Origin of the sequence: Candidatus Sysuiplasma acidicola, assembly GCA_019721035.1 — an archaeon.
GTDB lineage: Archaea > Thermoplasmatota > Thermoplasmata > Sysuiplasmatales > Sysuiplasmataceae > Sysuiplasma > Sysuiplasma acidicola.
Window position 1 is genome coordinate 148373 of the sequence record JAHEAA010000001.1, and the last position, 24923, is coordinate 173295.

Annotated in this window: 27 protein-coding genes; 17 read left to right on the forward strand and 10 right to left on the reverse strand. The window is 52.3% G+C overall.

Going from position 1 to position 24923, the window contains the following annotated elements; genetic code table 11:
• Window positions 1-32: 32 nt before the first annotated feature.
• From KIS30_00685 to trpA, 7 genes are read left to right on the forward strand one after another with little or no spacing between them, the layout of a single operon-like run.
• Window positions 33-1298 carry an anthranilate synthase component I family protein gene (locus KIS30_00685; protein MBX8645265.1) on the forward strand — a complete coding sequence of 422 codons (1266 nt, stop codon included), beginning with the start codon at window positions 33-35 and terminating at the stop codon, window positions 1296-1298.
• A complete protein-coding gene (locus KIS30_00690; protein ID MBX8645266.1) occupies window positions 1295-1882 on the forward strand; it encodes an aminodeoxychorismate/anthranilate synthase component II in 588 nt (195 codons plus the stop codon). The genes KIS30_00685 and KIS30_00690 overlap by 4 nt, the downstream gene beginning before the upstream one ends.
• The gene (gene trpD / locus KIS30_00695) at window positions 1879-2907 is read left to right on the forward strand and encodes an anthranilate phosphoribosyltransferase (protein MBX8645267.1); all 1029 of its coding nucleotides are present in this window, start codon (window positions 1879-1881) and stop codon (window positions 2905-2907) included. Before KIS30_00690 ends, trpD begins: the two co-directional genes overlap by 4 nt.
• Window positions 2908-3681, forward strand: coding sequence for an indole-3-glycerol-phosphate synthase (locus KIS30_00700; protein MBX8645268.1), 774 nt, complete (start codon window positions 2908-2910; stop codon window positions 3679-3681).
• A 2-nt stretch (window positions 3682-3683) separates the two neighbouring features.
• Window positions 3684-4301: a phosphoribosylanthranilate isomerase gene (locus tag KIS30_00705; GenBank protein MBX8645269.1), complete on the forward strand. Its 618-nt coding sequence runs from the start codon at window positions 3684-3686 to the stop codon at window positions 4299-4301.
• Entirely contained in the window at window positions 4298-5476 is a 1179-nt protein-coding gene (gene trpB / locus KIS30_00710; GenBank protein MBX8645270.1) for a tryptophan synthase subunit beta, read from the forward strand. Before KIS30_00705 ends, trpB begins: the two co-directional genes overlap by 4 nt.
• Complete coding sequence (trpA, locus tag KIS30_00715; GenBank protein MBX8645271.1) at window positions 5365-6264, forward strand: tryptophan synthase subunit alpha; 900 nt, start codon at window positions 5365-5367, stop codon at window positions 6262-6264. The genes trpB and trpA overlap by 112 nt, the downstream gene beginning before the upstream one ends.
• Here the strand turns inward: trpA and KIS30_00720 are convergent.
• From KIS30_00720 to KIS30_00730, 3 genes are read right to left on the reverse strand one after another with little or no spacing between them, the layout of a single operon-like run.
• Window positions 6250-7395, reverse strand: coding sequence for a hypothetical protein (locus KIS30_00720; protein MBX8645272.1), 1146 nt, complete (start codon window positions 7393-7395; stop codon window positions 6250-6252). The two genes, trpA and KIS30_00720, sit on opposite strands and share 15 nt — an antisense overlap.
• Window positions 7392-8237: an aldose 1-epimerase gene (locus KIS30_00725; protein ID MBX8645273.1), complete on the reverse strand. Its 846-nt coding sequence runs from the start codon at window positions 8235-8237 to the stop codon at window positions 7392-7394. The genes KIS30_00720 and KIS30_00725 overlap by 4 nt, the downstream gene beginning before the upstream one ends.
• 2 nt (window positions 8238-8239) lie before the next feature.
• The gene (locus KIS30_00730; GenBank protein ID MBX8645274.1) at window positions 8240-9043 is read right to left on the reverse strand and encodes a class I SAM-dependent methyltransferase; all 804 of its coding nucleotides are present in this window, start codon (window positions 9041-9043) and stop codon (window positions 8240-8242) included.
• Between the two features lie 190 nt (window positions 9044-9233).
• Between KIS30_00730 and KIS30_00735 the strand changes: the two genes are divergently transcribed.
• The gene (locus KIS30_00735) at window positions 9234-10334 is read left to right on the forward strand and encodes a HAMP domain-containing histidine kinase (GenBank protein ID MBX8645275.1); all 1101 of its coding nucleotides are present in this window, start codon (window positions 9234-9236) and stop codon (window positions 10332-10334) included.
• A gap of 8 nt (window positions 10335-10342) precedes the next feature.
• On the opposite strand, the gene KIS30_00740 is transcribed toward KIS30_00735, so the two are convergent.
• Window positions 10343-10840, reverse strand: a complete 498-nt coding sequence (locus tag KIS30_00740; protein MBX8645276.1) for an HAD family hydrolase — start codon at window positions 10838-10840, stop codon at window positions 10343-10345.
• 76 nt (window positions 10841-10916) lie between these two features.
• Window positions 10917-13721, reverse strand: coding sequence for an FAD-binding protein (locus KIS30_00745; GenBank protein ID MBX8645277.1), 2805 nt, complete (start codon window positions 13719-13721; stop codon window positions 10917-10919).
• A 233-nt stretch (window positions 13722-13954) separates the two neighbouring features.
• On the opposite strand from KIS30_00745, the gene bcp reads away from it, so the two are divergent.
• Window positions 13955-14407, forward strand: a complete 453-nt coding sequence (gene bcp, locus KIS30_00750; GenBank protein MBX8645278.1) for a thioredoxin-dependent thiol peroxidase — start codon at window positions 13955-13957, stop codon at window positions 14405-14407.
• Between the two features lie 23 nt (window positions 14408-14430).
• Here the strand turns inward: bcp and ribA are convergent, their stop codons facing one another.
• Window positions 14431-15108: a GTP cyclohydrolase II gene (gene ribA, locus KIS30_00755; protein ID MBX8645279.1), complete on the reverse strand. Its 678-nt coding sequence runs from the start codon at window positions 15106-15108 to the stop codon at window positions 14431-14433.
• A 454-nt stretch (window positions 15109-15562) separates the two neighbouring features.
• On the opposite strand from ribA, the gene KIS30_00760 reads away from it, so the two are divergent.
• Window positions 15563-16810, forward strand: a complete 1248-nt coding sequence (locus KIS30_00760; GenBank protein ID MBX8645280.1) for a transposase — start codon at window positions 15563-15565, stop codon at window positions 16808-16810.
• Here the strand turns inward: KIS30_00760 and KIS30_00765 are convergent.
• Window positions 16763-18001, reverse strand: coding sequence for an IS110 family transposase (locus tag KIS30_00765; GenBank protein ID MBX8645281.1), 1239 nt, complete (start codon window positions 17999-18001; stop codon window positions 16763-16765). The genes KIS30_00760 and KIS30_00765 overlap by 48 nt on opposite strands.
• Window positions 18002-18422: 421 nt before the next feature.
• Between KIS30_00765 and KIS30_00770 the strand changes: the two genes are divergently transcribed.
• Entirely contained in the window at window positions 18423-19475 is a 1053-nt protein-coding gene (locus KIS30_00770; protein ID MBX8645282.1) for a deoxyhypusine synthase family protein, read from the forward strand.
• A gap of 86 nt (window positions 19476-19561) precedes the next feature.
• A complete protein-coding gene (gene trxA, locus KIS30_00775; protein ID MBX8645283.1) occupies window positions 19562-19885 on the forward strand; it encodes a thioredoxin in 324 nt (107 codons plus the stop codon).
• A 28-nt stretch (window positions 19886-19913) separates the two neighbouring features.
• Here trxA and KIS30_00780 read toward each other — a convergent pair whose 3' ends face one another.
• Window positions 19914-20174, reverse strand: coding sequence for a hypothetical protein (locus KIS30_00780; protein MBX8645284.1), 261 nt, complete (start codon window positions 20172-20174; stop codon window positions 19914-19916).
• A gap of 344 nt (window positions 20175-20518) precedes the next feature.
• Between KIS30_00780 and KIS30_00785 the strand changes: the two genes are divergently transcribed.
• The 5 genes from KIS30_00785 (at window position 20519) to KIS30_00805 (ending at window position 23227) form a co-directional block, all read left to right on the forward strand.
• Entirely contained in the window at window positions 20519-20974 is a 456-nt protein-coding gene (locus KIS30_00785) for a helix-turn-helix domain-containing protein (GenBank protein MBX8645285.1), read from the forward strand.
• Window positions 20971-21252: a hypothetical protein gene (locus KIS30_00790; protein MBX8645286.1), complete on the forward strand. Its 282-nt coding sequence runs from the start codon at window positions 20971-20973 to the stop codon at window positions 21250-21252. Before KIS30_00785 ends, KIS30_00790 begins: the two co-directional genes overlap by 4 nt.
• 68 nt (window positions 21253-21320) lie before the next feature.
• Complete coding sequence (locus KIS30_00795; protein MBX8645287.1) at window positions 21321-21626, forward strand: 4a-hydroxytetrahydrobiopterin dehydratase; 306 nt, start codon at window positions 21321-21323, stop codon at window positions 21624-21626.
• A gap of 25 nt (window positions 21627-21651) precedes the next feature.
• Window positions 21652-22719 (forward strand): NAD(P)-dependent glycerol-1-phosphate dehydrogenase, encoded by a 1068-nt coding sequence (locus tag KIS30_00800; protein ID MBX8645288.1) that lies wholly within the window; start codon window positions 21652-21654, stop codon window positions 22717-22719.
• A gap of 85 nt (window positions 22720-22804) precedes the next feature.
• Complete coding sequence (locus KIS30_00805; GenBank protein ID MBX8645289.1) at window positions 22805-23227, forward strand: UPF0179 family protein; 423 nt, start codon at window positions 22805-22807, stop codon at window positions 23225-23227.
• A 10-nt stretch (window positions 23228-23237) separates the two neighbouring features.
• Here the strand turns inward: KIS30_00805 and KIS30_00810 are convergent, their stop codons facing one another.
• Complete coding sequence (locus KIS30_00810; GenBank protein ID MBX8645290.1) at window positions 23238-24425, reverse strand: molybdopterin molybdotransferase MoeA; 1188 nt, start codon at window positions 24423-24425, stop codon at window positions 23238-23240.
• On the reverse strand, window positions 24422-24922 hold the full coding sequence (locus KIS30_00815) for a molybdenum cofactor biosynthesis protein MoaB (GenBank protein ID MBX8645291.1): 501 nt from the start codon (window positions 24920-24922) through the stop codon (window positions 24422-24424). Before KIS30_00815 ends, KIS30_00810 begins: the two co-directional genes overlap by 4 nt.
• Between the last annotated feature and the right edge of the window lies 1 nt (window position 24923).

Below are 24923 nucleotides of genomic sequence, written 5' to 3' on the forward strand. Positions count from 1 at the left end.
GACTGAAACCGCTAGAACTTCTTCCGAGGATCATGTCTGCTTCAGAGGACTGCTTCCTGCTTGAGAGCGCGACGGGCCCGGCTCATTCGGCGCGCTACAGTTTTCTCGGCGCTTCGCCGTCGGTCAAGGCGGTGTGCAACGGCGACACCGTCTCTTTTGACGGCAGGAAGAGGAAACAAAGGATAGACAGATTTCTCGAAGAGGAGATGGCGCAGCGCAAAATGCGGAGGCGCATACCGTTCCCCTATACAGGAGGCTTTGTCGGTTACTTCTCCTATGATGTCATACGTTCTTTTGAAAAACTTCCCGATAAACACAGCCCCTCCTCCTTCCCTGATGCGGAACTCGGCCTGTTCGAGGACGGCTTCATTTACGACAATCTTGAGGAGAAACTGTTCTACTTTTCAACGGGCGACGACCGGGAGAGGGAACTGATTGGCAACGATGCTGTGCACGAAGATGTCTCGTACGGCAGTATGAGCTCGCATCCGCAGAAGAGCCGTTACCTCGATGCTGTAGACAGGGCGAAGGAGTACATCGTCGACGGAGACATTTTCCAGGTCGTTCTGTCCAGGAGACGCGTGGTTGACGGTATGAAGGGCATGATAAGCTTTTACAGACGGCTCAAGGCTGTCAATCCTTCCCCTTACATGTATTTCGTTAAATTCGGCGACAGAACAGTCATAGGTTCCAGCCCTGAAACGCTTGTGAGGGTTGAAGGCAGGAAGATTGTCACTTACCCCATCGCTGGAACGCGCCCGGCGTCGAAGGACAAAAAGGAGAATGACAGGCTGCGCACCGAACTGCTGAACGACGAAAAGGAAAAAGCGGAGCACAACATGCTCGTGGATCTTGCCAGAAACGATGTGGGAAGGGTCAGCGATTTCGGCACCGTGCGCGTTCCAGAATATATGAATGTCGAACGCTACAGTCACGTCCAGCACATTGTTTCCCGTGTTGAAGGCAGATTAAGCAGCTCAAAGACGCCCGTCGACGCGCTCTTCTCTATATTCCCTGCCGGTACCGTCAGCGGCGCTCCTAAAATCAGGGCCATGGAGATAATAGAGGAACTCGAGCCGTTCAGGCGGGGCCCGTACGCCGGCGCAGTCGGCTATTACTCGTTCAACGGATATCTCGACAGCGCCATCTCCATCCGAACGCTCTTCTGCGAGCGTGACAGGGCATTCCTGCAGGCAGGGGGCGGTATTGTCTATGACTCCGACCCGGAGAAGGAATTTACTGAAACGGAGAACAAGATGGGTGCACTGCTGTCTGTGTACGGAAGGGATCGAACATGATACTGCTCATAGACAACTACGACTCTTTCTCGTACAACCTCTATCAGCGGCTTGGTGAACTTGGCATGAAGACCGTTGTCGCGAGGAACGACACGCTGACGATCCGTGAGATGAAGAAGCTGGATCCGGACGGCATAGTCATTTCTCCGGGTCCCGGGACACCGGAGAGTACAAAGTATTTCGGCGTAGGGCTGGAAGTCATTCGCGTGATGGGCGCACACATTCCTCTCCTCGGCGTATGTCTTGGCCACCAGGGGATTGCCCATGCGTTTGGCGGTAATATTGTCCATGCGGAGAGGGTTATGCATGGAAAAACATCGCTCGTATCGCACGACTGCGAAGGGCTGTTTGAGGGTATAGATTCACCAACGATTGGCGGACGTTACCACTCGCTTGTCGTTGAGCACGAATCGCTCCCCTCCTCACTGAGAATCACCGCGATGAGCGAATACGGTGAAATAATGGCGCTCAGGCACACGAAGCATCAGATACACGGGATACAGTTCCATCCAGAATCCATACTAACGCCGTCGGGCATGCAGATGCTACTCAACTTCAAGAGGATCGTGAGGGGTGAATTATGAAGGAGATACTGAAAAAGCTCGCATCGGGCACAAATCTTTCGAGCCGGGAAGCATCGGAAGCCGCGTACGAGCTGATGGACGGCAAGTGCAGCGAAGCAGAAACCGCCTCCTTCCTCACTGCCCTCAGGATGAAGGGCGAAACAGCCGAGGAGATAGCATCCATGGCATCCGTGATGAGGGAGAAGTGCAGAGCCGTCGCTTCCCCGCCTGGCACAATGGACGTGTGCGGAACAGGCGGCGCAAGCGTCAAGACATTCAATGTGTCCACAGTCAGTTCTATTGTTGTTGCTGCAGCCGGTGTTCCCGTTGCCAAACACGGGAACAGATCGTTCACGAGCAGGAGCGGAAGTGCCGACCTGCTCGAGCATCTGGGCGTAAATCTGTCTATCGAACCAGAACAGGCTTCAGAGATGCTCAACAGTGCGGGCATAACATTCCTATTTGCGCCACTCTACCACCCGGCTATGAAGCATGTGGCCGGCGTAAGAAGAGCACTTGGCTTCAGGACGATATTCAACCTGCTTGGCCCGATATCGAATCCCGCCGGCGTCAGGCACCAGCTGATCGGCGTCTTCTCCGAAGCGTATGTTGAACGCGTTGCCAGCGCGCTTACGCTGCTCGGAACTGAGAGGGCGATCGTCGTCCACGCATCGGCAGGAATGGATGAAATTTCCCCGGCGGGGAGGACACTGGTCGAAGAGGTGAAAAACGGCGGAACTGAGCGGTATGAGATCGATGGTTCGGATTTTGCCGGTTACGGAACGCGCGAATGGAAGGAACAGCAGGTATCGGGCCCGGGAGAAAGCGCATCGTATGCCCTGCGCGTACTCGGAAACAGCGCGACAGAGGGTGAAAGGAGCATAGTCCTGCTGAATGCAGGGGCTGCGCTCTACATCGCAGGAAAGTGTGGCACTATCGAACAGGGAATGGACAGAGCGCTTGATGCCATAGAGAGCGGAAAAGCCATGTCAAAGCTCGACGATTTCGTATCGATGAGTGGAGGACATTTGAAGGGTGGTGCCTGAATGGACGAACTCGACAGCTTCATCGAAAACGCGTTTTCTCTTGTCATGTCCGGATACTATGCGACAGGGCAGAAGAGGACAGTGCCTGTGAAATCACTCACGTCATCGATTGCTTCTGCGGACAGGATACCCGTCATTGCTGAATTCAAGAGGAGAACGCCTTCGGTGAGGGACATTTCCTCGGACGCAGACATTACCGAACGACTCACTGCTTTTGCCAATGCGGGTATATGCGGCTTTTCGATACTCACCGAACCGCACAGGTTTGATGGATCGCTGGCAAACATTTCAGCTGCATCTGCATTCGGTCTTCCTGTGATTATGAAGGACTTCATAATAGCAACGGATCAGGTGGATGCCGCTTACAGGCTGGGCGCGGACGCAGTCCTGCTTATAATGGACATATTCGAACGGAGCCGTTTCAATATCGATGTACTGATGGAGGATATTCATACGGCCGGCATGGAGGCTGTTCTTGAAGTAAATTCCTCAGAGCAGTTTGCAGCCGCCATGGAGACGGAAGCGGATATAATCGGCATCAACAACAGGAACCTCTCCGACCTCACGCTGGAAGAGAGGAGGGTGGAGAAGGTGCTTGCGGGTGCTGCAAAAGACAGGCCGGTCATCGGAATGAGCGGCGTCACGAGCCCGCTTCAGGTCATGTCAATGCTCGATGCCGGTGCGGACGCGGTGCTCGTAGGGACATCGCTCATGGGCGGCAGCACGGCGTTGCTGGACGGTATAAAGGAGGCGGTGCTTAAACGACGGAAGTAAAGATATGCGGCAACAGGAGCTCCGGGGACATCCTGCTAGCCAGAGATGCCGATTATCTCGGTTTCGTCATCTGCACACCGCGCTCACGTAGATCTCTGGAAATCAGAGATGCCGTTCCGCTGTTCAGGGAAGCGTCGCAATACGCAAAAACGGTCGCAGTCGTGACGGATGCGGAGTCCGGTTTCCTCGAAAGGGTCTCAAGTGAGCTTGAACCCGATTATATCCAGCTACACATCCTGCTGAGTGCCGCCGAAATAGCCGACGCAGCGGAAACAGTGTCGTCAGGCATCATTGCGCTTGCAAAGCCCGAACGCTCATTCGCAGAGGCAGCGAGGGACATCGCATCGCTTGCAGACATTCTCATGGTCGATACGTTTCGCAATGAAACGAGCGGCGGCACCGGAGCCGTTCATGACTGGTCCGCCAGCAGAGTGCTCAGGGAAGCGATATACCCGGCAAAACTGATGCTTTCAGGCGGTCTGAATCCAGCCAATGTGGAAGAGGCAATCACGACGGTAGAGCCGGCGATTGTCGATGTTTCCGGCGGCGTCGAATCAGACGGGCTAAAGTCCATAGAGCTTGTTCAGGCGTTCATCAGGAAGGCGAGGTGTTCAATGTGAGCAGAGGATGGTTTGGTGAGTTCGGCGGAAGATACGTGCCCGAAACGCTGGTCGGCGTGCTCGAGGAACTTGAAACGGCATACAGGAAACTGAGAAAGGACGGCGAATTCAGATCAAAACTGAATTATTATAACCGTTACTTCGGCGGCAGACCAACCCCACTGTATTTTGCCCGCAGGCTCACTGAATTGGCTGGTGGAGCCCGCATCTATCTGAAGCGTGAGGACCTTGTGCATGGCGGCGCTCACAAATTCAATAACGTCATGGGTCAGGCTCTACTCGCTTCCATGATGGGCAAGCAGCGCATAATTGCCGAAACAGGTGCAGGCCAGCACGGTGTTGCCACTGCCATAGCTGGTGCGGCACTGGGCCTGCAGACAGAGATATACATGGGACGGAAGGACACCGAACGGCAGCGTCTCAATCTTATACGGATGGAACTGCTCGGTGCCACCGTTCATCCGGTCGACTCCGGTTCCAGGACGCTGAAGGATGCGATAAACGAGGCGCTCAGGGACTGGGTGACAAACGCCGAGAACACATACTACCTGCTCGGAAGCGCCGTCGGTCCGCACCCTTATCCGTCGATCGTCAGAGACTTTCAGAGCATCATTGGGAAAGAAATAAGGAAACAGACAGTAGCCGCTGAGGGCAGGCTGCCGGACCTCATCGTCGCCTGCGTCGGCGGCGGAAGCAATGCGATAGGCGCATTTCATCCGTTTCTGAAGAACAGGAGCGTGGCGTTTCTCGGCGCCCAGGCAGGCGGACAGGGCATAGAGACGGGAAAGCACTCCGCACCGCTCATCGCCGGCACCGCTGGCGTGCTGCACGGATCCAGGAGCAGAATATTGCAGGATGATGACGGTCAGATACTGGAGACTTCGAGCATCAGTGCGGGCCTCGATTACCCTTCCGTCGGCCCGGAACATGCATATCTCCAGCAGATCGGACGTGCACGGTACGTTGCTGTCACGGACGCACAGGCGATGGAGGCATTCAGGCTGCTGTCCCGCACCGAGGGAATAATACCGGCACTCGAATCTGCTCATGCTGTCTATGCGGCATTCGAGGAGGCAAAACACATGCCGCACGACGCAGTGATAGTGGCAAATCTGAGTGGCAGGGGAGACAAGGACGTCGAGACTGCCGCATCATACCTGGGGTTGAAATTCTGACTGCAATAGCGGAAGCGTTTGAAAAAGCATCCTCGGAGGGACGTTCGGCTCTCATATCCTATGTGATGGGTGCCGACCCTGACCCGGAGTCCTTTCTGGAGTATGCAGCTGCAGTTTCGGCGCATTCTGACATACTGGAAGTGGGCATTCCCTTCTCTGACCCGATTGCTGATGGACCAACTATACAGGCGGCTTCAGTGAGGGCGCTGGAAAGAGCTGCCAGCGTCAGGGGAGTCATCGAAGCGTGCTCTTCGCTATCCGGACGGTTGCCAGTAGTCATCATGTGTTATTACAACACCATACACAGAATGGGTGAGAAGGAGTTTGTTTCGCAGCTGTCTGCGGCGGGCGTCAGCGGCGTAATTGTACCGGACCTCCCGTTTGAGGAAGGTGCCGCACTCTTCAGGAGATGCAGATCAGCCGGTATTGACGGAGTGCTGTTAATCTCTCCGGCCACACATCCGGCGAGGGCCAGGGATATCGCTTCGCGATCCAGGGGATTTCTGTATGTGGTCAGCAGGTATGGCGTTACAGGGGAGAGTAAAGAACTTTCAGCCCGGGTTGCATCGCTTATTTCGTCCTGCAGGGAAATTTCCAGCCTTCCGATATCGGTGGGTTTCGGGATCGCTACGCCAGAACATGTTAGTGCAGTCACATCGGCCGGAGCCGACGGCGTGGTCGTAGGAAGCGCCATTGTGGCAAGAATAGGCAGAAGGGAACATCCGGACGATCTGTCAGCATTTGTGGCAGGACTGAAGGCAGCTACGCGCAAGTCAGCGGCCGTGTGAGTCTGCCCGTCTGAGCATGTAAGGCAGCTGGGAGATGTCCTGCATAATCATGTCTGCACCCTCACTCCTGAAATAATCCAGCGCCGGCTGTGCATCGGGACCCTGTCCGCAGACGGCGGCAAACCACACAGTGTATCCCAGTTTTCTGGCGGCCACGGACATCTGCAGGTCTTCCGCCGAGTTTCCAACATATATCAGCGATCTGCAACGCATCGACTTCATGCATTTGAGCAGTGCGCCGGGTCCGGGCTTCCTCAGTTCACTCGCTTCAGCAGAGCTTCTGCTTTTCGGATCTGCGTCGCCGTCTCCAATGAACACCGAACTGTCCAGGTCAAACAAGTCGAGCAGTTTTCCCAGCGTCATCCGCGTCCCTTTTGCGGGCCTTCCAGTTATAATCGCAGGTTTCCTGCCTGACAGCCTGGTCAAGTCCTCTATCAGGTCACGGTCGAACAGAAGTTTTTCCGTCCCGCTAAGTCCTTCACCGCTGTGGTATCTCGCCGGCCTGCCGTAGAATTCCGCAAACCCCTCCTCCCCGTAATAGAGTTCATCGAAAACTGTCGCCAGGAGGCTTTCAGGAGGTGAGCCTGGATAAGAAAGCCACTCCACCAGCTGGGTCACATACGTTGCCATCGGTCCACCGGCAATTTCCCCGACATATGCGACTACATCGCGGCACGCATCCGTCACTGGTTTTGAAGTGAACATGCCGACAAGCTCTTCCGTCCTTCCGGCAATGTCCATCTCCTTCGCAGAACCGTTTTCCTCCTCCAGCAGTGCGAGCGAGGTGAAGAGCATGATTGCAAATGTGCTGTCCCAGTCGTTGTTGAATGCCCCGGTTTTCCTCAGCTGAAATATCATCCTTCCGGCAGCATTGCCGATCGACTTGTGTCGTCCGTATCTCATGCCGAGAAGCGTTTCAACTGTCTTCGCTATCGCCACATCGTATGAACAGCTTGTGTCAACCAGGACACCGTCGCAGTCAAAGGCAACAGGGACTCCTGCAGACGCCATGCATCTGCTGCTTAGCATGCACGGCTTCCCGTTTTCGTCCAAAACGCTTCTATATTCCGCGGCACTCATGACAAATACCCAGTAAGCGGAAAAGGAGAATGCGGCATCGCTTAAAATCATCTCTTTCTCAATTCGATTTCAAATGAGCACCCGAACGTCTCTCCCGGATCCAGCATACGCAGTCCGATGCCGTTGTTGAAGGCGTCCGGCGCTCCTGTCATGGGCTCAATTGCAACCGATGCGTTTTCGCAGTATCTCCCGTTGTAGAGCAGAAAATAATCCATGTTGTTGCGTTTGAGACGTATCTCTGTTTCATCATCACGTATCGTGAGCATGCCTCCGCCACGGAAGCAGTCGTCAAATGCAGTGCTTCCCATGTCCTGGACAGTGTTGAAATCCGCAGTCTTCGTTGTTCCATCAGGAAAATATGTGTCTGTCATCACGAGTCTTTCCAGGTGTTCCTCGTGAAAAAGCTTCCAAGGTCTCTTGCACAGAAAGTACGGGTGGCATCCTATTACAAGGGGTGCGCGCTTTGCACCGGCATTTTTCACGGCGTAGCCTGCAGTAAATCGCGCCGATTCTATGTGCATGGTTATGGTTACATCAAGACTGGACGGATATCCGATGTTTGCAGCGATTGCATGAAATGCAGCATCGCCCGTACTGTTTCCGGGTACGAAGCTGAAGAGCGCATTTCGGGTAAAGCCATGTATGCTGTTGTTGCCGTCATTCCGTGGAAGCGTATACAGCTCGTCGTCCACGCTGTACGTTGCGTTTCTCACTCTTCCCGCGAACGGTATCAGGGAGCAGGCTCCTCCATGCGTCGCTTTCCCGTCCGTGCTCTCTTTCAGTATTTCTTCACGATTCAGGACCAGTTTTCTTATCCATGCCCCTGTAGAGTCGACGATCGCAGCACTGTCTCCGTCCGAGATACGCACTTCATCCCCTTTGCCTGAAAGCACTTTCACACCTTTCCTGTCTTCCTTGCAGTGAACAGCACTGTTTCATACTCTTTTGTGATGCTTCCGCCGGGCATTTTGCAGATCAGTTTTCTTATCTCTCTGAAGAGATTGCTCCTTGTCTCTTCGTCAAGCATGATGTGATCGGAATATGTGGAGAGGAGCCTCACGTATGCATTTGCATCGTAAGATTCGGTAAAGTAGTAACTGCTTCGCCGTATTTCTCCAAACAGGCCGGATTTCTGCAGTTTGTCGTGGAATTCCATTGAAGAATTTTCCACCTGTTTGCGAAATGTCTCATGTGCTATTGCGGGCGCCTCTTCCTCATATGCACGTTGCAGTCTGTCGAATGCGTCCGCTGTTCTCTCCGTCATGACATGCGAATGCCAGAACACCGCAATGTGGCCACCCTCTTTCAACGCTCTGTTAACCTTTGCCAGCGATGTTCGGCTGTCAATCCAGTGAAACGATGTGGCGGCAAAGGCAAGATCATAATGGTTATCTGTCGTCTGCCATTCTTCGAAGGATGTATTCATGACATTCACGTCGTAGCCTGCCGCCTTTTCCACTGCGAATTTCGCCATGCGTTCTCCAATCTCAACTGCGTCTATGGAATATCCTCTTCTTGCAAAAGCCATCGTTGCTTTTCCGGTCCCGCATCCTATCTCCAGGAGTCTGGACTGTTTCTCAAGGCTGCACGCGAACACGATATCATCATACAGCTGGTCGGGATAACCCGGCCTCGCCAAGTCATATGTCGACGGGTCTACATCGAACGACATACGCAGCCTTTTCCGCTCCTCGTCCACACGCTCATAATGAAGGGTCCTGCTAAAACTTCTTTGGCCCCGCATACAGGCGGACCCGGCTTATGCCCTGTGCTCGCGTGGTTCCAACGCCAGGAACGCTTTCATGATTCTGGCGAAACGGGCATTCCCGGATGAAAAATTACATTAGCCCCTTGGTTTCTGACTAAGGTGGTGTTGGCAATGGTGGAGGTTGAGACGTTTGGTGTCGACGGGAGAACTCAATAGCATCGGTAATGACTTTGAACTTCAGCCTGATACGCTGAAGATATTAGCCGATTCATACAATTTTCCGGTAATGTTCTTTGTCAAGAACGAACTAATGACTTCTCCCGCGCTTTCTTACATGAACCGGGCTGCCGTCAGTCTCTTTGAAGGTATGGAAAAAATTGGTGAAGGCTTAGACATTACCATTCTTGCTTCAAAACTGTTTGGCGAGTCCAATGCGGCTGATATACTCAGTATTTTTTTTGAAAAAGGCGAATTTCGCGGAAGGGTTCAGCTGCGACTTCAGGAAAACGATCAGGCCGAAATCGTTCTGAAACGTCTGGATTCACGCAAAGCAGGAAGCATTGCATTCATGGTTATAGACAGGAGGGGTATTGATGAGGAAATACTCAGGAGCTATCCAGCAATGCTGCAACGTTTTGAACTCTCTTATAATATGACCAAACATGACATTCAGAATCACATCGCAGCCATTTCTTCCTATCTTGAATTATGCTTCAGGGATGAAAGCACCGAGGTGAGGAATCAGTATCTTGCCAGAATATCGGCGATAGTACAGGACATGACAAAATACATCCGAAATATGGGGGCAGCCACACCGAGCAGCGTGAAAGTCGAATGGCGCAGGATCGATGATATTGTCCGCTCTGGACTGTCCGATATTGCAATGGAAGGTGTGAAAGTAAGCATCGACTGTAATGATTTTGAAATGCCGTATACTCCTCTGCTCTCCAGGGTTTTTTACAATCTCGCCTATAACTCGCTCTGTCACGGAAAACATGTACGGGCAATAAGCGTGCATTGTGAGCACGAAGGGGACACACTCAGAGTAATATACAGGGATGACGGCCCGGGCATTAGCCCTTCGGTAAGGCCCAGGCTGTTTGCTCCACCGGCAAAAGGCGGGAAGCTGCATGCACTCTTCCTGATCAGGCAGATTCTGTTCCTTCACGGGTGCACGATCTCCGAAAAGGGGCAGTTTGGAAGCGGCGCACGTTTTGAAATCAGCATTCCGGAGTCACAATTCAGGAAGGACCGCGGCAAGTCTGGCAGCACCACCCCCTGATGGGATGTTCAGTAATTCCCATTCTGCATGTCTTTCAGGTACTCTTCCACAACTTCAAGCAATGTCCTCTCTCCAACGAGTGCGTATTTCAACCCGGCGCGTCTGGCAAGCTCACCGTCAATGTCATCCCTGTCTCCGATTACAAATTCATTTTCCGTATGGAGTTTATTCCTTGCAGCGTCAATGAGTCCCGTCGCAGGTTTCCGGCAGGCGCAACCGTCTTCAGGTTTATGAGGGCAGAAGAACAGCGCGTCGATATGGGCCCCGTCCACTGCAAGCTGACGTTCCATCTCCATGTTCACTTCCTCCATCTGCTCAACCGTGAAGTATCCCCTGCCTATTCCGGACTGATTGGTAATGACAATGACCCGTATCCCTGAATCGTTGAGTTTCCGTATACCCTCGGCCGCTCCCTTCATGAGCCTGACATCGTCACGAGAACTGCAGTAGGGAACGTCCTGGATTATCGTGTCGTCTCTGTCTATGAATACTGCAATGTTGGCCATTTGTCATCCTCCTCACAGTGAAACACTAGAGCTTCTTTGCCACTTCAAGACGTCGGGTGCAATATGCTGCATGTCCTCACTTACTCTTCCTCATTATGCGGACAATTTTGAAACCGGCCAGCCTGGAAAGCAACGTAATCGGCAATTCCGCCTCCACCCCGGTTCCCTGCAAAATCTGGAGGGCGCACTCCTCGCCGTCCGTGACTACAATGCTGTTATCCTTGTCCAGTGAACGCACTTCGCCGAATACGTGTCCTCCCATTTCCATCGACATCGCGAAAGTCTCCTTGGCAAAACTGTAACTGCCTCCGGCGCCGCAGCATCCTCCGCCAAGTATTTTTACCTCCGCTTCGGGTATGAGCCGCAGAAGTTCAAGCATCTTCACGTCATTTCCGAGAGCCCTCGAATGGCAGGAGGGAAAATAATAGATCGTTCCACGAAATGGCTCAAGCTTGAGTCTCAGCTCTCCTTTCTTCATCGTGTCAAACAGCAGCTCTGTTATGTCCACGACTGAGCTGGAAAGAGCTTTCGATCTTTCATCATCCACAACGCTCAGATAATCATGCCTCAGCGCCATTACGGCAGACGGCGAAGTGCATACCACCTTCGTCCCCTTTGATGTATAAGAGTATAGAAAGCTCACATTGTCCAGAATGTAACGCTTCGCCTCACGCAGCATACCGAGATATATCAGTGGCAGGCCGGTAAACCGCTGTTTCGGATACTGCACCCCGTAACCGAGTTCCTCGAGCAGCAGAACGGCGGATATGCCCACTCTCGAATCAAAGTAGTTCGCGTAAACGTCTGAAAAATACACCAGATCGCCCTTTCTGCCTGACATCGAGTCGTGTTTGTCAAACCACTCTGAGAACGTCTGAAGATCGAACTCTGGTATTCTCCTCCTCCTGTCCACTCCGAATGAATGTTCCAGCACGGATCTGGCCTTCCCGGACCTGATGAGCCTGTTGATGAGACTCGCAATGCTGGAGGCGACGACAGTGTAAAACTCATAATCGGAGAAAAATTTGGATGCCCTTCCAATTGCCTTGACGCCAGTTTTTCTCACATACTGTGCCCTGGCTTCCATCATAAGTTTCGCTGTGTTAACGTTGCTCGGGCATTCCAGCACACACATCTTGCACTGCACACAGTAGTCGTAAATGGTTCGTCTGTAATCCTCTGAATAGACTGTGACCGTCGGTACTTCGCTTACCTTGCTGATCAGCCTGACTATGTTGTTTCTTCCCCTTGGGGATGTCACCTCGCCGCCCATAGCCTTGTACACAGGACACTGTGTTTCCATGAACGAAAGCGTCCTGCATTCACCGCACCCGTGGCATGCCTCCATTTCATCCTGAAATTCCAGCGCACCTCTTCCGGCCACCGAAAGGAGGTCGGGTGTATTCCAGTTGAGCATCGGCTTCTCAATAAAAAGAGAATCAGACTGGTGCATCCTGTACAGCGTTTCTAGCTCCGATTGCGCCGAATCGAGGCTGCCGGATAAACTCCACCGCTCAATGGTCCGCTCGGCATCAGTCTGCGTCAGATCGTTCATTTTTTTAACACCGTCAATTAGCGAATTAATTTGCATTCCGAAACCGTTTTCGGTGGAAAGTGTGCCTCCGCCCTCCACGGCAAACCTCACAGCCTTCGCCAGCAGTCTTCTGTGCTTCTCCCTGTCCTCATCCCTTCTCATATTCAGGAACGGGCGAAAATAGACCGTCCCGCCGAGCGTCTCGGCAAACAATATGAATCTTGTTCCGGATGCCATCGCTTCCCGATCAAGCCTGACGGCAAAGGATGGCAATGCGTTCCTGCCGACACAAAATCCTTCAACACATACCGTGTATTTGCCGTTTGGAACAGGTCTGGACAGCGTGTGTATGCTGTCAACTATGGCAGAGAAGAGCACCGGCATCGATGCGTTTACGTCATCAACCGATTCTGCCTTTGTGCTGTTCAGATCTGGCCACGTCACATCACCCGCAGCTGTCACGATCAGAGAGGCTTCAGCATCCCTTGGATAGGAGAATCCTTTGAGCCTGTAAGAGATGGCGCTCAACAGAAGTGAATCTGCAATTACAGATGACAGTGCAAAATCGAACGAACTGCCCGAAGCGGTCGACAATGCATCTTCAATATGTCTGAAGTGGTAGACTTTCGCTTTCGTCTGATGCGGCACGTCGGCAACTCGGATCTTTACCGCCGTAATTGTTCCTAGTTTTCCTTCCGAGCCCGCGAATATGTTTCCGGCACCCGCCTCAGCGGCAGTTTGTCCCGGCATTTCCGCCTGCTGTCCCGGTAACACGGTTTTTTCCGGATTATATTCGTACACGGTTCCGTCCGCCAGAATCGCTCTGAGCGAGTGAACCATATCCCCGGACCTGCCGTATTTTCCGGAAAGGATGCCTCCGGCGTTGACTGCAACGCACCCTCCAACCGTGCATGTGAGTCCCTTGAAAGGATACAGGGGCAGCATCTTTCCATACTTCGCAAGCGCTGCATTGAGCACCTCAATCGTTATCCCGGGTTGAACTTCCGCCACGTTATTCGAAACATCCAGCGAAATAATGGAATTCATGTTTCTGCTCAAATCAAGCACAATGCCGCTTCCGAGCGCAGCATCCGTAACGCTAGTCCCCGCGCCGCGAGGAGTCAGCGGTATGCCGTACGTTCTGCAGAATGCAGTTGTCGTAAGAACGTCTTCCTCGTTTTCCGGTATGACTACTGCGACTGGAGCAAGTTCAAAATTTCCAGCATTGGTGGCATACATAGTGCGTTCAATGATGCTGTCGGCGATTTTTCCCTTTATGCTGCCCTCCAGATGCACCTTTCTGCTCTGCCAGTTCTCCTCTATTTCATTCGACCGCAGAAGCGTCAAATCCTCATACTCCTGTGATTTAGATTGTGCTGCATACGGGCCTCTTTCCGACGTCCGTTGATGTCTGAAGGTCTCCGGGTCTAAAAAAGATGCTGCATCAAAGCTGCCGTGCGGGTGAGAAATCCGATAGCATTCCACGGTCCTATCACGTTCCCCCATAGACAACAGTGAATATGTCGTGCCGGCGATACAAAAAAGATAGGGTTAATTATGAAGGAGTCCTTGCTACAATTATGCTCGAAGAAGGAGTCCGCGCCCCGGACTTCAGTGTCAAAGGCGACGACGGCAGGCAATACCGTTTGAGTGATTTCAGCGGAAAGAAGGTCGTGCTCTATTTCTATCCAAAGGATGACACTCCCGGCTGCACTACTGAGGCTTGCAGTTTCAGGGACTCGCTGCCGGATATCAGCGGCCGCAACGCGGTCATAATAGGCGTAAGCAGGGACGGTATTGACGATCACAGAAAATTCAAGTCAAAGTACGGTCTCAACTTCCTGCTGCTTTCAGACGAGGACTCGGATATATGCGGGAAGTACGGTGTTCTCAGGGAGAAGAACATGTATGGCAGGAAGAGCATAGGCATCCAGAGAAGTACATTCATTATAGACGAGAAGGGGATGATCGCAAAGGTATTCCCTACGGTCAAGCCAGACGGACATGGAAAAGAGATAATGCAGTTCCTTTGAAGAGAGAGGTACTTCCTCTCGTCTCACTCTACTCTGTCCAGGTCAAGCATATGGTTTAACTTTCTCTTTTTTGTAATCATATACTTCAGATTGGCTCTGTTGAGTCCGACAACGAGCGGTTTTCTTCCGCTCACGCTGATGCCCATTGCCTTCAGTCCTTCAATCTTGTCCGGATTATTGGTGAGCAACACGACGGACCGCACGCCAAGGTCGCCGAGCATGAATGCAGCGATGTCGTAACTTCTCTCGTCCGGATCGAATCCGAGCATCACGTTTGCCTCAACGGTATCGGCTCCCATATCCTGCATATGATAGGCAATCATCTTGTTCAGTAAACCTATGCCCCTTCCTTCCTGTCTCAGATACAGCACGACGCCCTTTTTCCTCCTCTCAATAATGCTCATCGCTGTCTGCAGCTGTTCTCCGCAATCGCACCTCATGGAGGACAGAGCATCCCCGGTTAGGCATTCCGAATGTACCCTGACAAGCACCTTTTCCTGTCCCGCGACGTTCCCTTTTACCAGAGCGAGATGCAGTTTTCTGTCTCTTGAATCTTCATAGGCGATTATTTTGAAGCGACCGTATTTCGTGGGGAACTTTGCCTCTGTAATCCTGCTGATTGGTTTCGTCTTCTCATCGGGTCTCTTCGATGCACCTCTGATGGCCTTCTCTGCCCGTGCTTTCTTCAAAAAACTCCTCACTCACGCTTCAGTCAAGCAATATATTAAGTCTTCCTGTCATCTGAACTGGAGTGCAGTCGAAATGTCAACCCGCGGAAGATGCGCTTATAAAAACGATCGAAAAGACCCCTCAATTCATTGAGGGGATGAAAGCGGGCAGTCACCATGTCAGGTTTTCACCGATGTTCCGGCTGCTTCACAACTTCCGCGTACTCTGCCCGCTGCAGTCAGACCTGCAGTCGCCAGTTGCGGACAGTGTCCTGATTGCGGTACAGCTGACGCTGTCAATGTTGTTCGGAAGTAGCATGTTTCGGCGACCTCTCCCTGTCGCCGTTTAAATAATGCGCTTGACTGGATTGGTGCATGCACATGGCACGTTGCCGTTACAGCCTCATGATCTTCAGTGAGAACTGACAGTGTTCAGGCAGTGTAGTGGCTTAACAGTCGTGTGCCTTCAGTAACGGTGCTGTGATCCATGTATCAGTCTTTCAAATACCGTCTCTATCCATTCCGCAGTCAGGAGATGGAGCTATTACGCCAGCTGGATGAACTGAAGTTCCTTCATAACTATGCACTCGAACAGCGTATAGATGCATGGCGCACTGAGAAGAGGTCTGTGGGATATACTGAACAGGCTGCCTCTCTCACTCAATGGAGAAACTATGACAGGAACGGTATAGGACGTGTACATTCACAGGTGGCACAGGAGTGCCTTCAGCGCATAGCCGACTCATACAAACATTTCTTCAGGCGGCTGAAGGAAGGCACAAGGCCCGGCTTCCCGCACTTCAGGAGTGAAGTAACTTCACTGACATATCCACAGGCATACAGTGCCGTAACCATCACTGAAGGCAGAATGGGCACAAAGCGACTGCACCTGTCGAAGATCGGCGATGTGCCCATCGAACTCCACAGACAGCCTGTCGATGGGCGCATCAAGACATGCACCGTGAAGAGGGAAGGCGACAGATGGTATGCCGTCCTGACCGTCGAGATACCGGATGCTCCCACGCCACCTGCCACGTCTCCTGTCAATCCCGTGGGCATAGACCTCGGTCTCAATCGCATTGCAACACTATCGACAGGCGAAACTGTCGATCCACCCAGATTCCTTCGCAAAGCGGAGAAGCGACTCAAGCGTCTCGACCGTGAAGTGTCACGTAAGGTCAAACACTCGCACAACAGGGAGAAGGCAAAGCTGCGACGGGCAAGATACTTTGCCAAGATACGTGACAGGAGAAGGGACTTTGCACACAAACTCACAACACGGTGGACCAGCGGTTATGACCTCATAGCATTCGAAGACCTGAACGTGCAGTCAATGATACGGGGACTCAACAACGCCAAATCCATATCCGATGCAGGATGGGGAATGCTCAGACAGATGTCAGAGTACAAACAGCTCAAGCGGAGTCATAGATATGTCGAAGTCTCTGCAAGGAACACGACTCAGACATGTTCAACGTGCGGAGAGTATGCCTACCCTCCGCTCGAACTGAAAGACCGTGTCTTCCGGTGCCCGAACGGGCATGTGGAAGACAGGGACATCAATGCGGCCAGGAATGTGGTCGCCCGTGCTTTGGCAGCAGTACCTATAAGAGATTATCTGGATCACAGGGGGTGCAGGGGGAACAGTATTTCTCCTATGTCTGACACCATGAGTTGTGCTGCTGTTTCACTCCATTCCACTGGAACTGAAGGACTCTCTATTCCCTCTCCTTGAGCCCAGAGGCATTCTCTCACGGTACGGTTTGCCGTTCTTCAACATGCTGTGTGTATGATATAGCCATCGTTTGGAAACAATGAACAGTGCCTGTGTGCCCGCCTTCCCTCTGGCAATCTCCCTGTCATATATTGCCCTGAACTCGGGAACATTGTGTTTCACAAGCGAGGCAGCAACCGTGTATGCGGTGTGAGCGAGATGGCTGTTTCTCCCTTTGTCGACACCGTATGAACGCGTTTTGCCTCCTGACCCCTCAGTCTTCGGAGATCTGCCACCGTATGTCTGCAGCTTTTCTGCAGTCTCAAACTGATTTATGTCGCCAATCTCAGAGACAGCCGAGGCTGCAGCAACTGTGCTCACACCCTTCATGTCGTCCAGGAGCCTCACGTCCTTCCGTCCTTCTGCTTTTTTCCTGATTTCATCATCTATCCGCTTCAGCTCCTGCATCTCGGACCTGAGACGTTTCACGTTCTCCCTGATTTTGAATGCGAATATGCCGCCGGTGTCTGGAATGCCGATGGTCTCCGACGCCTTCTTCCTGAGTTCTTCAGCAAACTCTCTTCCGAGGTGATTCCTGCTTGCATTGCTCACAACCCTTGTGAGCTCTTTCACAGATGCCTTCACAATGTTGGCGGGAACGGCATACCGCTCGAGCAGAGTGAGCGCAGTCTTCGACTTCAGATCATCGATGAGCTGTGCAAATTCGGGGAATACCGCGGCAAGGTCGCTCCAGATGGTGTTCAAAATCCTGGTTATGTTCCTGTCGACCGCCTCATGCATCCTTGTCAGTTCGGAGAGCTCGTCCCTCTCGTGAGAACGTGCTTCCTTCATGCCCCTCTTCTTCCATGGAATGGAAGCAAGCGTTGCAGCGTCGGCACTGTCGCTCTTTGTCCTGCCCATGTTGTCCATATTCCTTGCATGGGCGCTCATTATGGGGTTGACGGCAACAACACGGTATCCCTTCGACTGAAGGAAACGCTGCAGCGGCACATGGTAATTGCCCGTAGGATTGATGTAAACACCAACAATCTTCTGATTGTTGCTCCTCTCAATCACAGCGAGCTTCTCTGCAAGCGAAGCCAGGCCCTGTTTGTCGTTCCCTATCCTTCCCTTCCACATTGTCTTCTCTTCCTCATCCTGCACCTCCACTTCATGCATCTTCTGATGCGTATCTATCCCTACGGACAGCATTTTATTTCATCTCCTTTCCATATCCCTTGCAGGGAGTAACGCACCGCATCGCATGCACCTATTGCTGGCCCCAGAGGCCAGAGAATGCCTATCGGCGTGTGTGGTTCAGGGCGGATTCAGGGCTTGGCGGGACCAATCCCGCATGCTGCCAACGCCGCCCCTCCCTACTTCGAGGATACCGGTCTCCGTTATCCCTCAGGAATATAGGTTGCTTCTCCTATAGCATTCAGGGCAGGACATGCCCGAATTCACGCCTGTGGAAACTGGACCTCCACCTGCCCGCATGGGCAGGCGAGTCCGGTCGAAGAAGCAGGAACCGCCGCAGAACACGCTGACAGCACAATGTGTTCTGTAGTAAGCCACCGTATTTATACGGTGGAGGATGTCACTTATTTATCTGCGATATGCGGTGACGGATAAGATGGCTAAAGAGAAAATTTCAAGAAGGGCGCTTCTGTCAAAACCAGTGTCCAATGTGGACTTGACCAGCATAAAGTCAGTGAGTGATCTGGTTGAAGCATTCAAAGGCACTTCCATACAGGCAAGGAACATAGGGCTGGCAGCACAGGTTTATGAAAACATGCTCACAGATACAGACAGGCCAACCGTGATCCTGGGTCTGTCCGGTCCTCTTATTGCAGCTGGCCTGCGCAAGGTAATACGCGACCTTGTAGATCTTGGCCTGGTAGATGTCATCGTATCCACGGGAGCGGTGCTCTATCAGGACATGTACCAGGCGAGGGGTTACAGGCATTATGCCGGCAGTCCGTTTGCGGATGATGCCGTCCTGCGCGATTTGGCTATTGACAGGATATACGACACATATGTAGATGAGCTGAAGTTTGAGGAAACTGATCGTTATATTTCCGACGTGGTGGAAAAAATGCAGCCCGGTTCTTATTCATCAAGAGAAGTTATCGAGACGCTTTCCTCCAAACTGTCCGATGACGAGTCCATCCTGCGCACGGCATACAGACGCGGCATACCCGTCTTCAGCCCTGCGCTGAATGACAGCTCGATCGGCATAGGTCTCACGCTCCTCCATGTGAAGCAGAAAGGCAGAAAGGATCATTTCATCCTCGATTCCATAAAAGACAATTTCGAGATTGTTGAGGTGATACTCAGGTCAAAGAAGACAGGCGTCCTGTACATCGGCGGCGGAACGCCCAAGAACTGGATCAACGACGCAGAGGTCATGGCCGGCTATGCATTCAACACGGACATTCAGGGTCACAGCTATGCCCTGCAGCTCACTACGGATGTCCCACATTGGGGAGGACTCAGCGGCAGTACGCTGGATGAGGCGCGCTCATGGGGCAAGATTCAGAAGAAAGCAACGACTGCAACGGCATACGTTGAAGCGAGCGTCAGCCTGCCGCTGATAGCTTCCTATGTCATTCAGCGTAAACTTTACAGAGGACGCAGGAGGCTGAAGTTTAAATGGGAAAGAAACGGGAAACTGACACTTTCGTAGGTATTGTAGCAACGTAAAGGTTAATTAATGGCATCCGGGGTTAAACGTGCAATAAAGGAGTGAAACAATTGGTCGAGAACGGTACGATTGACAAGCCAATAGTTGTGACCGATGCCAGCTTCAAGGAAACAATAAGCAAGCATCCGCTGGTTGTGGTGGACTGCTGGGCAGACTGGTGCCAGCCGTGCAAGATGATCGCACCTACAGTTGAGGAACTCGCGAAGGAACTTAAGGGAAAAGTAGTCTTCGGTAAGCTTGATGTCGACAGCAATAGTGCTGTACCTTCAGAATACGGCATAATGAGTATTCCCACACTGCTTATATTCAAGGGCGGCAAGCAGGTGGACGCCATAATCGGAGCGGTTCCGAAACCAGTGATCAAATCGGCGATAGAGCGGCACATGAAGTAATGTATTACCCTTCAATGCCGCTCGCGGATCATTCCTTCTTGGGGATCGTTTCCAGTCCGAGATACTTGTTTCTCGATTCCTGTCTGGAGTGCACCTGCCATGCCTTCTCCAGGTGTTCGCACGTGCCCATTCTGTCAAATGCCTGACAGTCGCAGAATATTCTGTCGCGCACTATGCTTACGGTCCTTACTCTCGACGGTCCGTCGGACCTTATCGCATAGACATAGACCCACTCGTCCCCTTTACCCTTGATTGCCATCAAAGTGCATCCCGCTACCGGTGAATGCATTTCTTGTTTATAAGAGCATTGGAAGATTTCGGCGATCGTCTACCATTTGTCTGACGAATCAACAACACTCTGAACGGTGAAACAATGAATCGCACACTTTTAAGAATGAGGCGCACAGGATCGGCGCGAAGTGCATGCAGCGCCACCATCTGTTCCCACTGACAACTTATGGGAAGAATGATTATCCACTCTGGCTTTTCCGCACGAAAGCGCAACACTGTGCTTTGTCAAGGCAGCGACGATCGGTTGTCCCGAGGAGAGGTCTGAGGACATATGCTCACTCCGTTCACCGGTACCGTTCTCGATTATTAAATTTTTATATCTAAATGCTTTAGCCATTATAGATGTCATTTGAAATTTCGGTCGTCTCAAACACACCCCTTACTCCGTTAAATGATCTGGACGAAGTGTTATCAATTTTCCTTGCAGAGATAGGCTATATTTCTCCCGGTTATACACCCAGAAATGATGCAGCGGACGTCGAGAGCAGCATTCCATTCAGGATATTCCGCGATTACTTTCTCCTGAGAGCAGGGCGTCCATGGATTGTGGATGAAATAGCAGTGGACATCGGAGCGACAAAAGCCACCGTGTACAGGCATATAAACAAGCTTAAGGGTCTTGACATACTGGAAGAGGTTTATATCGAGAGAGAGGGCCAGAGGAAGAAGGGATATAGAATAAGATACGGCAATATCAGCAAAGCGTGGAACTTTACCGAATCCAACATTCAGGCGGCGATGGAATCATACAGGAAAACAGTGGACCACATACAGAAACTTACGGAGTTGAAAAAATGAAGAAGGAGGAAGGGGAGACATATTCGCTAATCAAGGGGTCAGTATACAAGATTGTTAGTGCCGGCAGTTCAGACGCGCAGTTTGAAACGGAAGGCACATTCCTCGGGTATGTCCCGTTCGGTGATGAAAGCGCTCTTTCGGTCAGGCTGACGGCCGGAGAACAGAAGGGAACGGTACGCATAGTGCCCTGCAATTCCGTATTCTATATTGATGTGTTAAAACAGGAGAAGGATAACAGGAAGGATTCCAAAGAGGAGAAACCGGCATTCTACGGCTGATTGGCCTGCGAATGCAATACTAATTTACGATATAGGTCAGTGAGATGTAGCACAGGGATCGAAGCAATATGTCTGAAATCAGAAAGATGACTGACAGTGAGATCGCCGACTGGCTGTCGGCCCATCCGGAATGGAAGGTCGAAGACGGGAAACTTTCCAGGTCTCTGAACTTCATGAACTTTGCAGACGCTTTCTCATTCATGACAAGAGTGGCGCTTGAGGCGGAAAAGATGAATCATCATCCGGAATGGTTCAACGTTTATAGCAAAGTTAAGATTGCGCTTGTCACTCATGAAGTAGGTGCCATAAGCAGCCTCGACTTCGAACTGGCAGCGAGAATTGATGAGGCACTGCTCAAGTACAGGATGCGCTGATGCAGGCATTTGATTGTTGATTACAATGATCGGTGAACAGTTCAAGAAGTCAAAGGCAATGATATTCCCGAGACTGGTGCTCGCAGGACATGGTGTTCTTCGGAGCCTGCCCTCTGTCGTCGATGAGCTGGGTTATTCCGGAAGGAGCCTCATCGTCACCGGCGGCCGCACTTCATCAATAGCAGGTAAGAGGGTCTGCTCTCTGCTCGAAAAGCTAGGCATGGATGTACGCATGGAGATTACCAGCGAGGCAAGTATAGAAAATCTAAATCGCTTGAATGTCGTGGCAGCATCATGGAAGCCCGAAGCCGTTCTGGGTGTAGGCGGAGGCAGCAAGATTGATCTGGGCAAGATGGTCGCAAAGAACTGCCATGCCGGTTTCGTGAGTATACCAACCTCCGCTTCCCATGACGGCATAGCGTCACCCAGAGCATCCATCAAGAACGGCGACTCTCCGCTTTCAATGGAAGGCTCCATGCCTGTGGCAATCGTGGCGGACACTCAGCTTATCTCCAAGGCACCTTACAGAATGCTCGCTTCGGGCTGCGCCGACGTGATAAGCAATTCCACCGCTCTGAGGGATTGGGAAATAGCCGTGAGAGCAGGACGGGATTTCTTCAGCACGACCGCCGCTTCGCTGTCAAGATACGCTGCCGAGTCGGTAATGTCCTCAGCCTCGAAAATCAGCAGGAATGATGAATCATCTGCATGGCTAGCTGTCAGGCCGATCATAGCTTCCGGCCTGGCGATGGGTGCTGCTGGATCTTCGAGACCGGCCAGCGGCTCAGAGCATCTGTTTTCACACGCGCTGGATGCCATGTCTTCAGGCTCCGCGTTTCATGGAGAGCAATGCGGAGTCGGAGCCATTATGATGACCGCCCTGCAGGGTGGCGACTGGAAGTCAATTCGGCTGTCGTTGATGAGGTTGAAATGCCCGGTTACTGCAGAAGGACTCGGTGTCAGCGAAACAGACATAATACGGGCGCTGGTCAAAGCGCGAACAATTCGCCGGGATCGGTACACAATACTGGATGTGAAAAAACTTACACCCGTCTCGGCAGGAAGGCTGGCCCGCAGGACACTGGTAATATGACAATGCTCCGGCAGTGTTACATCGACCGTGCCTTGGAAGATTACTTGAAGCCGCTCAGTCATTGCCGGAAAGGTCGGTGGAGCGGATGCCTGGCATTACACTCATAGGAGAGCACATAGCGAAAGAAGGAATGAATTTCATCTTCAACGGCGGTGCGCCGGAGTGCAGGGAATGCAAGCTCAAAGTGGCTTGCCTGAATCTGGAACCCGGGCAGCATTACACCGTTGTTGAAGTAAGGCCGAAGCACCATGATGAATGCGTTGTGCACGAAGACGGCGTCCGGATAGTCCGTGTCGAGGAGAAGAGTCACTTTATTGCAGTCAGGAGGCGTCAGGCGGTTGTCGGCTCGATAATATCTCCGGACCAGCGCAAATGTGACTTTGTCAGGTGTCCCAATTACAGATTCTGCTTTCCCGCGGGTTACCGTAAACCCAAGCATAAGGTACTTCGGGACGCGGGTGCAGTCAACTGTGAGGCTGGAGAGGATCTCAGGCTTATCGAGGTGTAGCTCCGGTCTGTCAGAGAAGACGGACTTCGACAACCTGCCCGTTTCTTATTCTCTTCCCTGCGCCAAGCATTACGAGTCCGGATGCCGCTGCTATGCTGGTTATCGCCCCGGATTCTTTGAAAACAGGATAAGCGCCGTTCGCTGTCACTCGTACCGGAATGATACTCATGAATCCAGGTGCAGCACTCTCTCTTCCACGGTATGCTGTTCTGACAACATTGTTATTCGAAGGATGCTCCCCGGTCATGCGCATGATGCATCTCCTCAGCAGCAGGTGCGCTCCGACAAATGAGGAAACAGGATAACCGGGCAGCCCGAATACGGGCTTCCCGTCCACAATACCGAACATAGTTGGACGTCCCGGTCTCATTCTGACACCGTGAAAGAGCAGTCTGCCACTGCCTGCTATCGCGGACGCCGTCAGATCACGCTCACCAACCGAACTTCCGGAAACAAATACACAGATATCCTTTTTCAGTCCCCATGAAAGCGCACTGTCAACGTCTCCGGGTGTGTCGCCTACCGGATCGTGAATTGATGGTGTGCCGCCTGCATCCGAAACAACTGCCGCTACAACATGGGAATTGACATCATAGATCTGCCCCTGTCTGGCCTCACTTCCGTGGGGTGCAATCTCGTCGCCACCGGGAATAATCGCAACTTCGGGTCTCTTCATCACAGGGACATCCCTGATACCCTGTGAAGCCAGACTGCCGATCATGCCGGCAGTGAGGCGTTTTCCCTTTTCCGCCGCTACGCTTCCCTTGACAATATCCACGCCCATTCTGGATATGTTCTCCCACTTCTCCACGTCGCCTGAGATTGCAACGCTGTCTCCACGGACTTCCGCAAATTCCATCATTACAACAGCATCTGCTCCGTCGGGTACCGGCGCTCCGGTGGCAATAGCCACACAACCTCCTTTCCTCACTTTTATGCCTGAAACCTCGCCTGCATGTACACTTCCATCCAGCCTGAGTGTTTTCGTGCCCCGTTTGTTCAAATCTGCGCTCCTGACTGCATAGCCGTCAACCGCCGATCTGTTCCAGGGAGGTACGCTGACGCCTGCTCTTACAGTTCTGGCCAGCACCCTTCCACATGCCGAGTCTATGTCGCACAACTCCATCCTGAGGGATAGTTTTGTTCTCTTTTCAACTGTCCTGATTGCTTCTTCCAGCGTACGGTAATTCCATCTCATCTCTTCGCTTCCCTGACCAGATGCCCGATTTCCGGAAGAATTAATTTTTCCATTGCGAGCAAAGCTCCTTCCGGCGAACCCGGCAGGCAGAATACCAGTGTTCCCGCCGTAACGCCCCCGAAGGCTCTGCTCATCATCGCAGCGCTTCCAACTTCCTCGTAGCTGAGGTGCCTGAACAGTTCGCCGAAACCGTCTATTCTCCTGTCCAGACGGGGTGCAATTGTTTCATATGTCACGTCCCTGGCTGTTATTCCCGTTCCTCCACTGAATATGATCGCATTCGTGCCTGTGCCAATCATCTCGTCGAATACCCTGTTTAGCATCTGCGCATCATCCTTTACTATAATTCTGCGCAGGACTGAATGCCCCGAAGCTTCAATGGCGCGCACGATTGCATCACCTGAGGCATCATCCGAGACGGTCCTGCTGTCGCTGACAGTGACAACGCAGAATGATGCCGAAACAGGCGATGTCTTTCTGTGCTCACCGACGCTCATT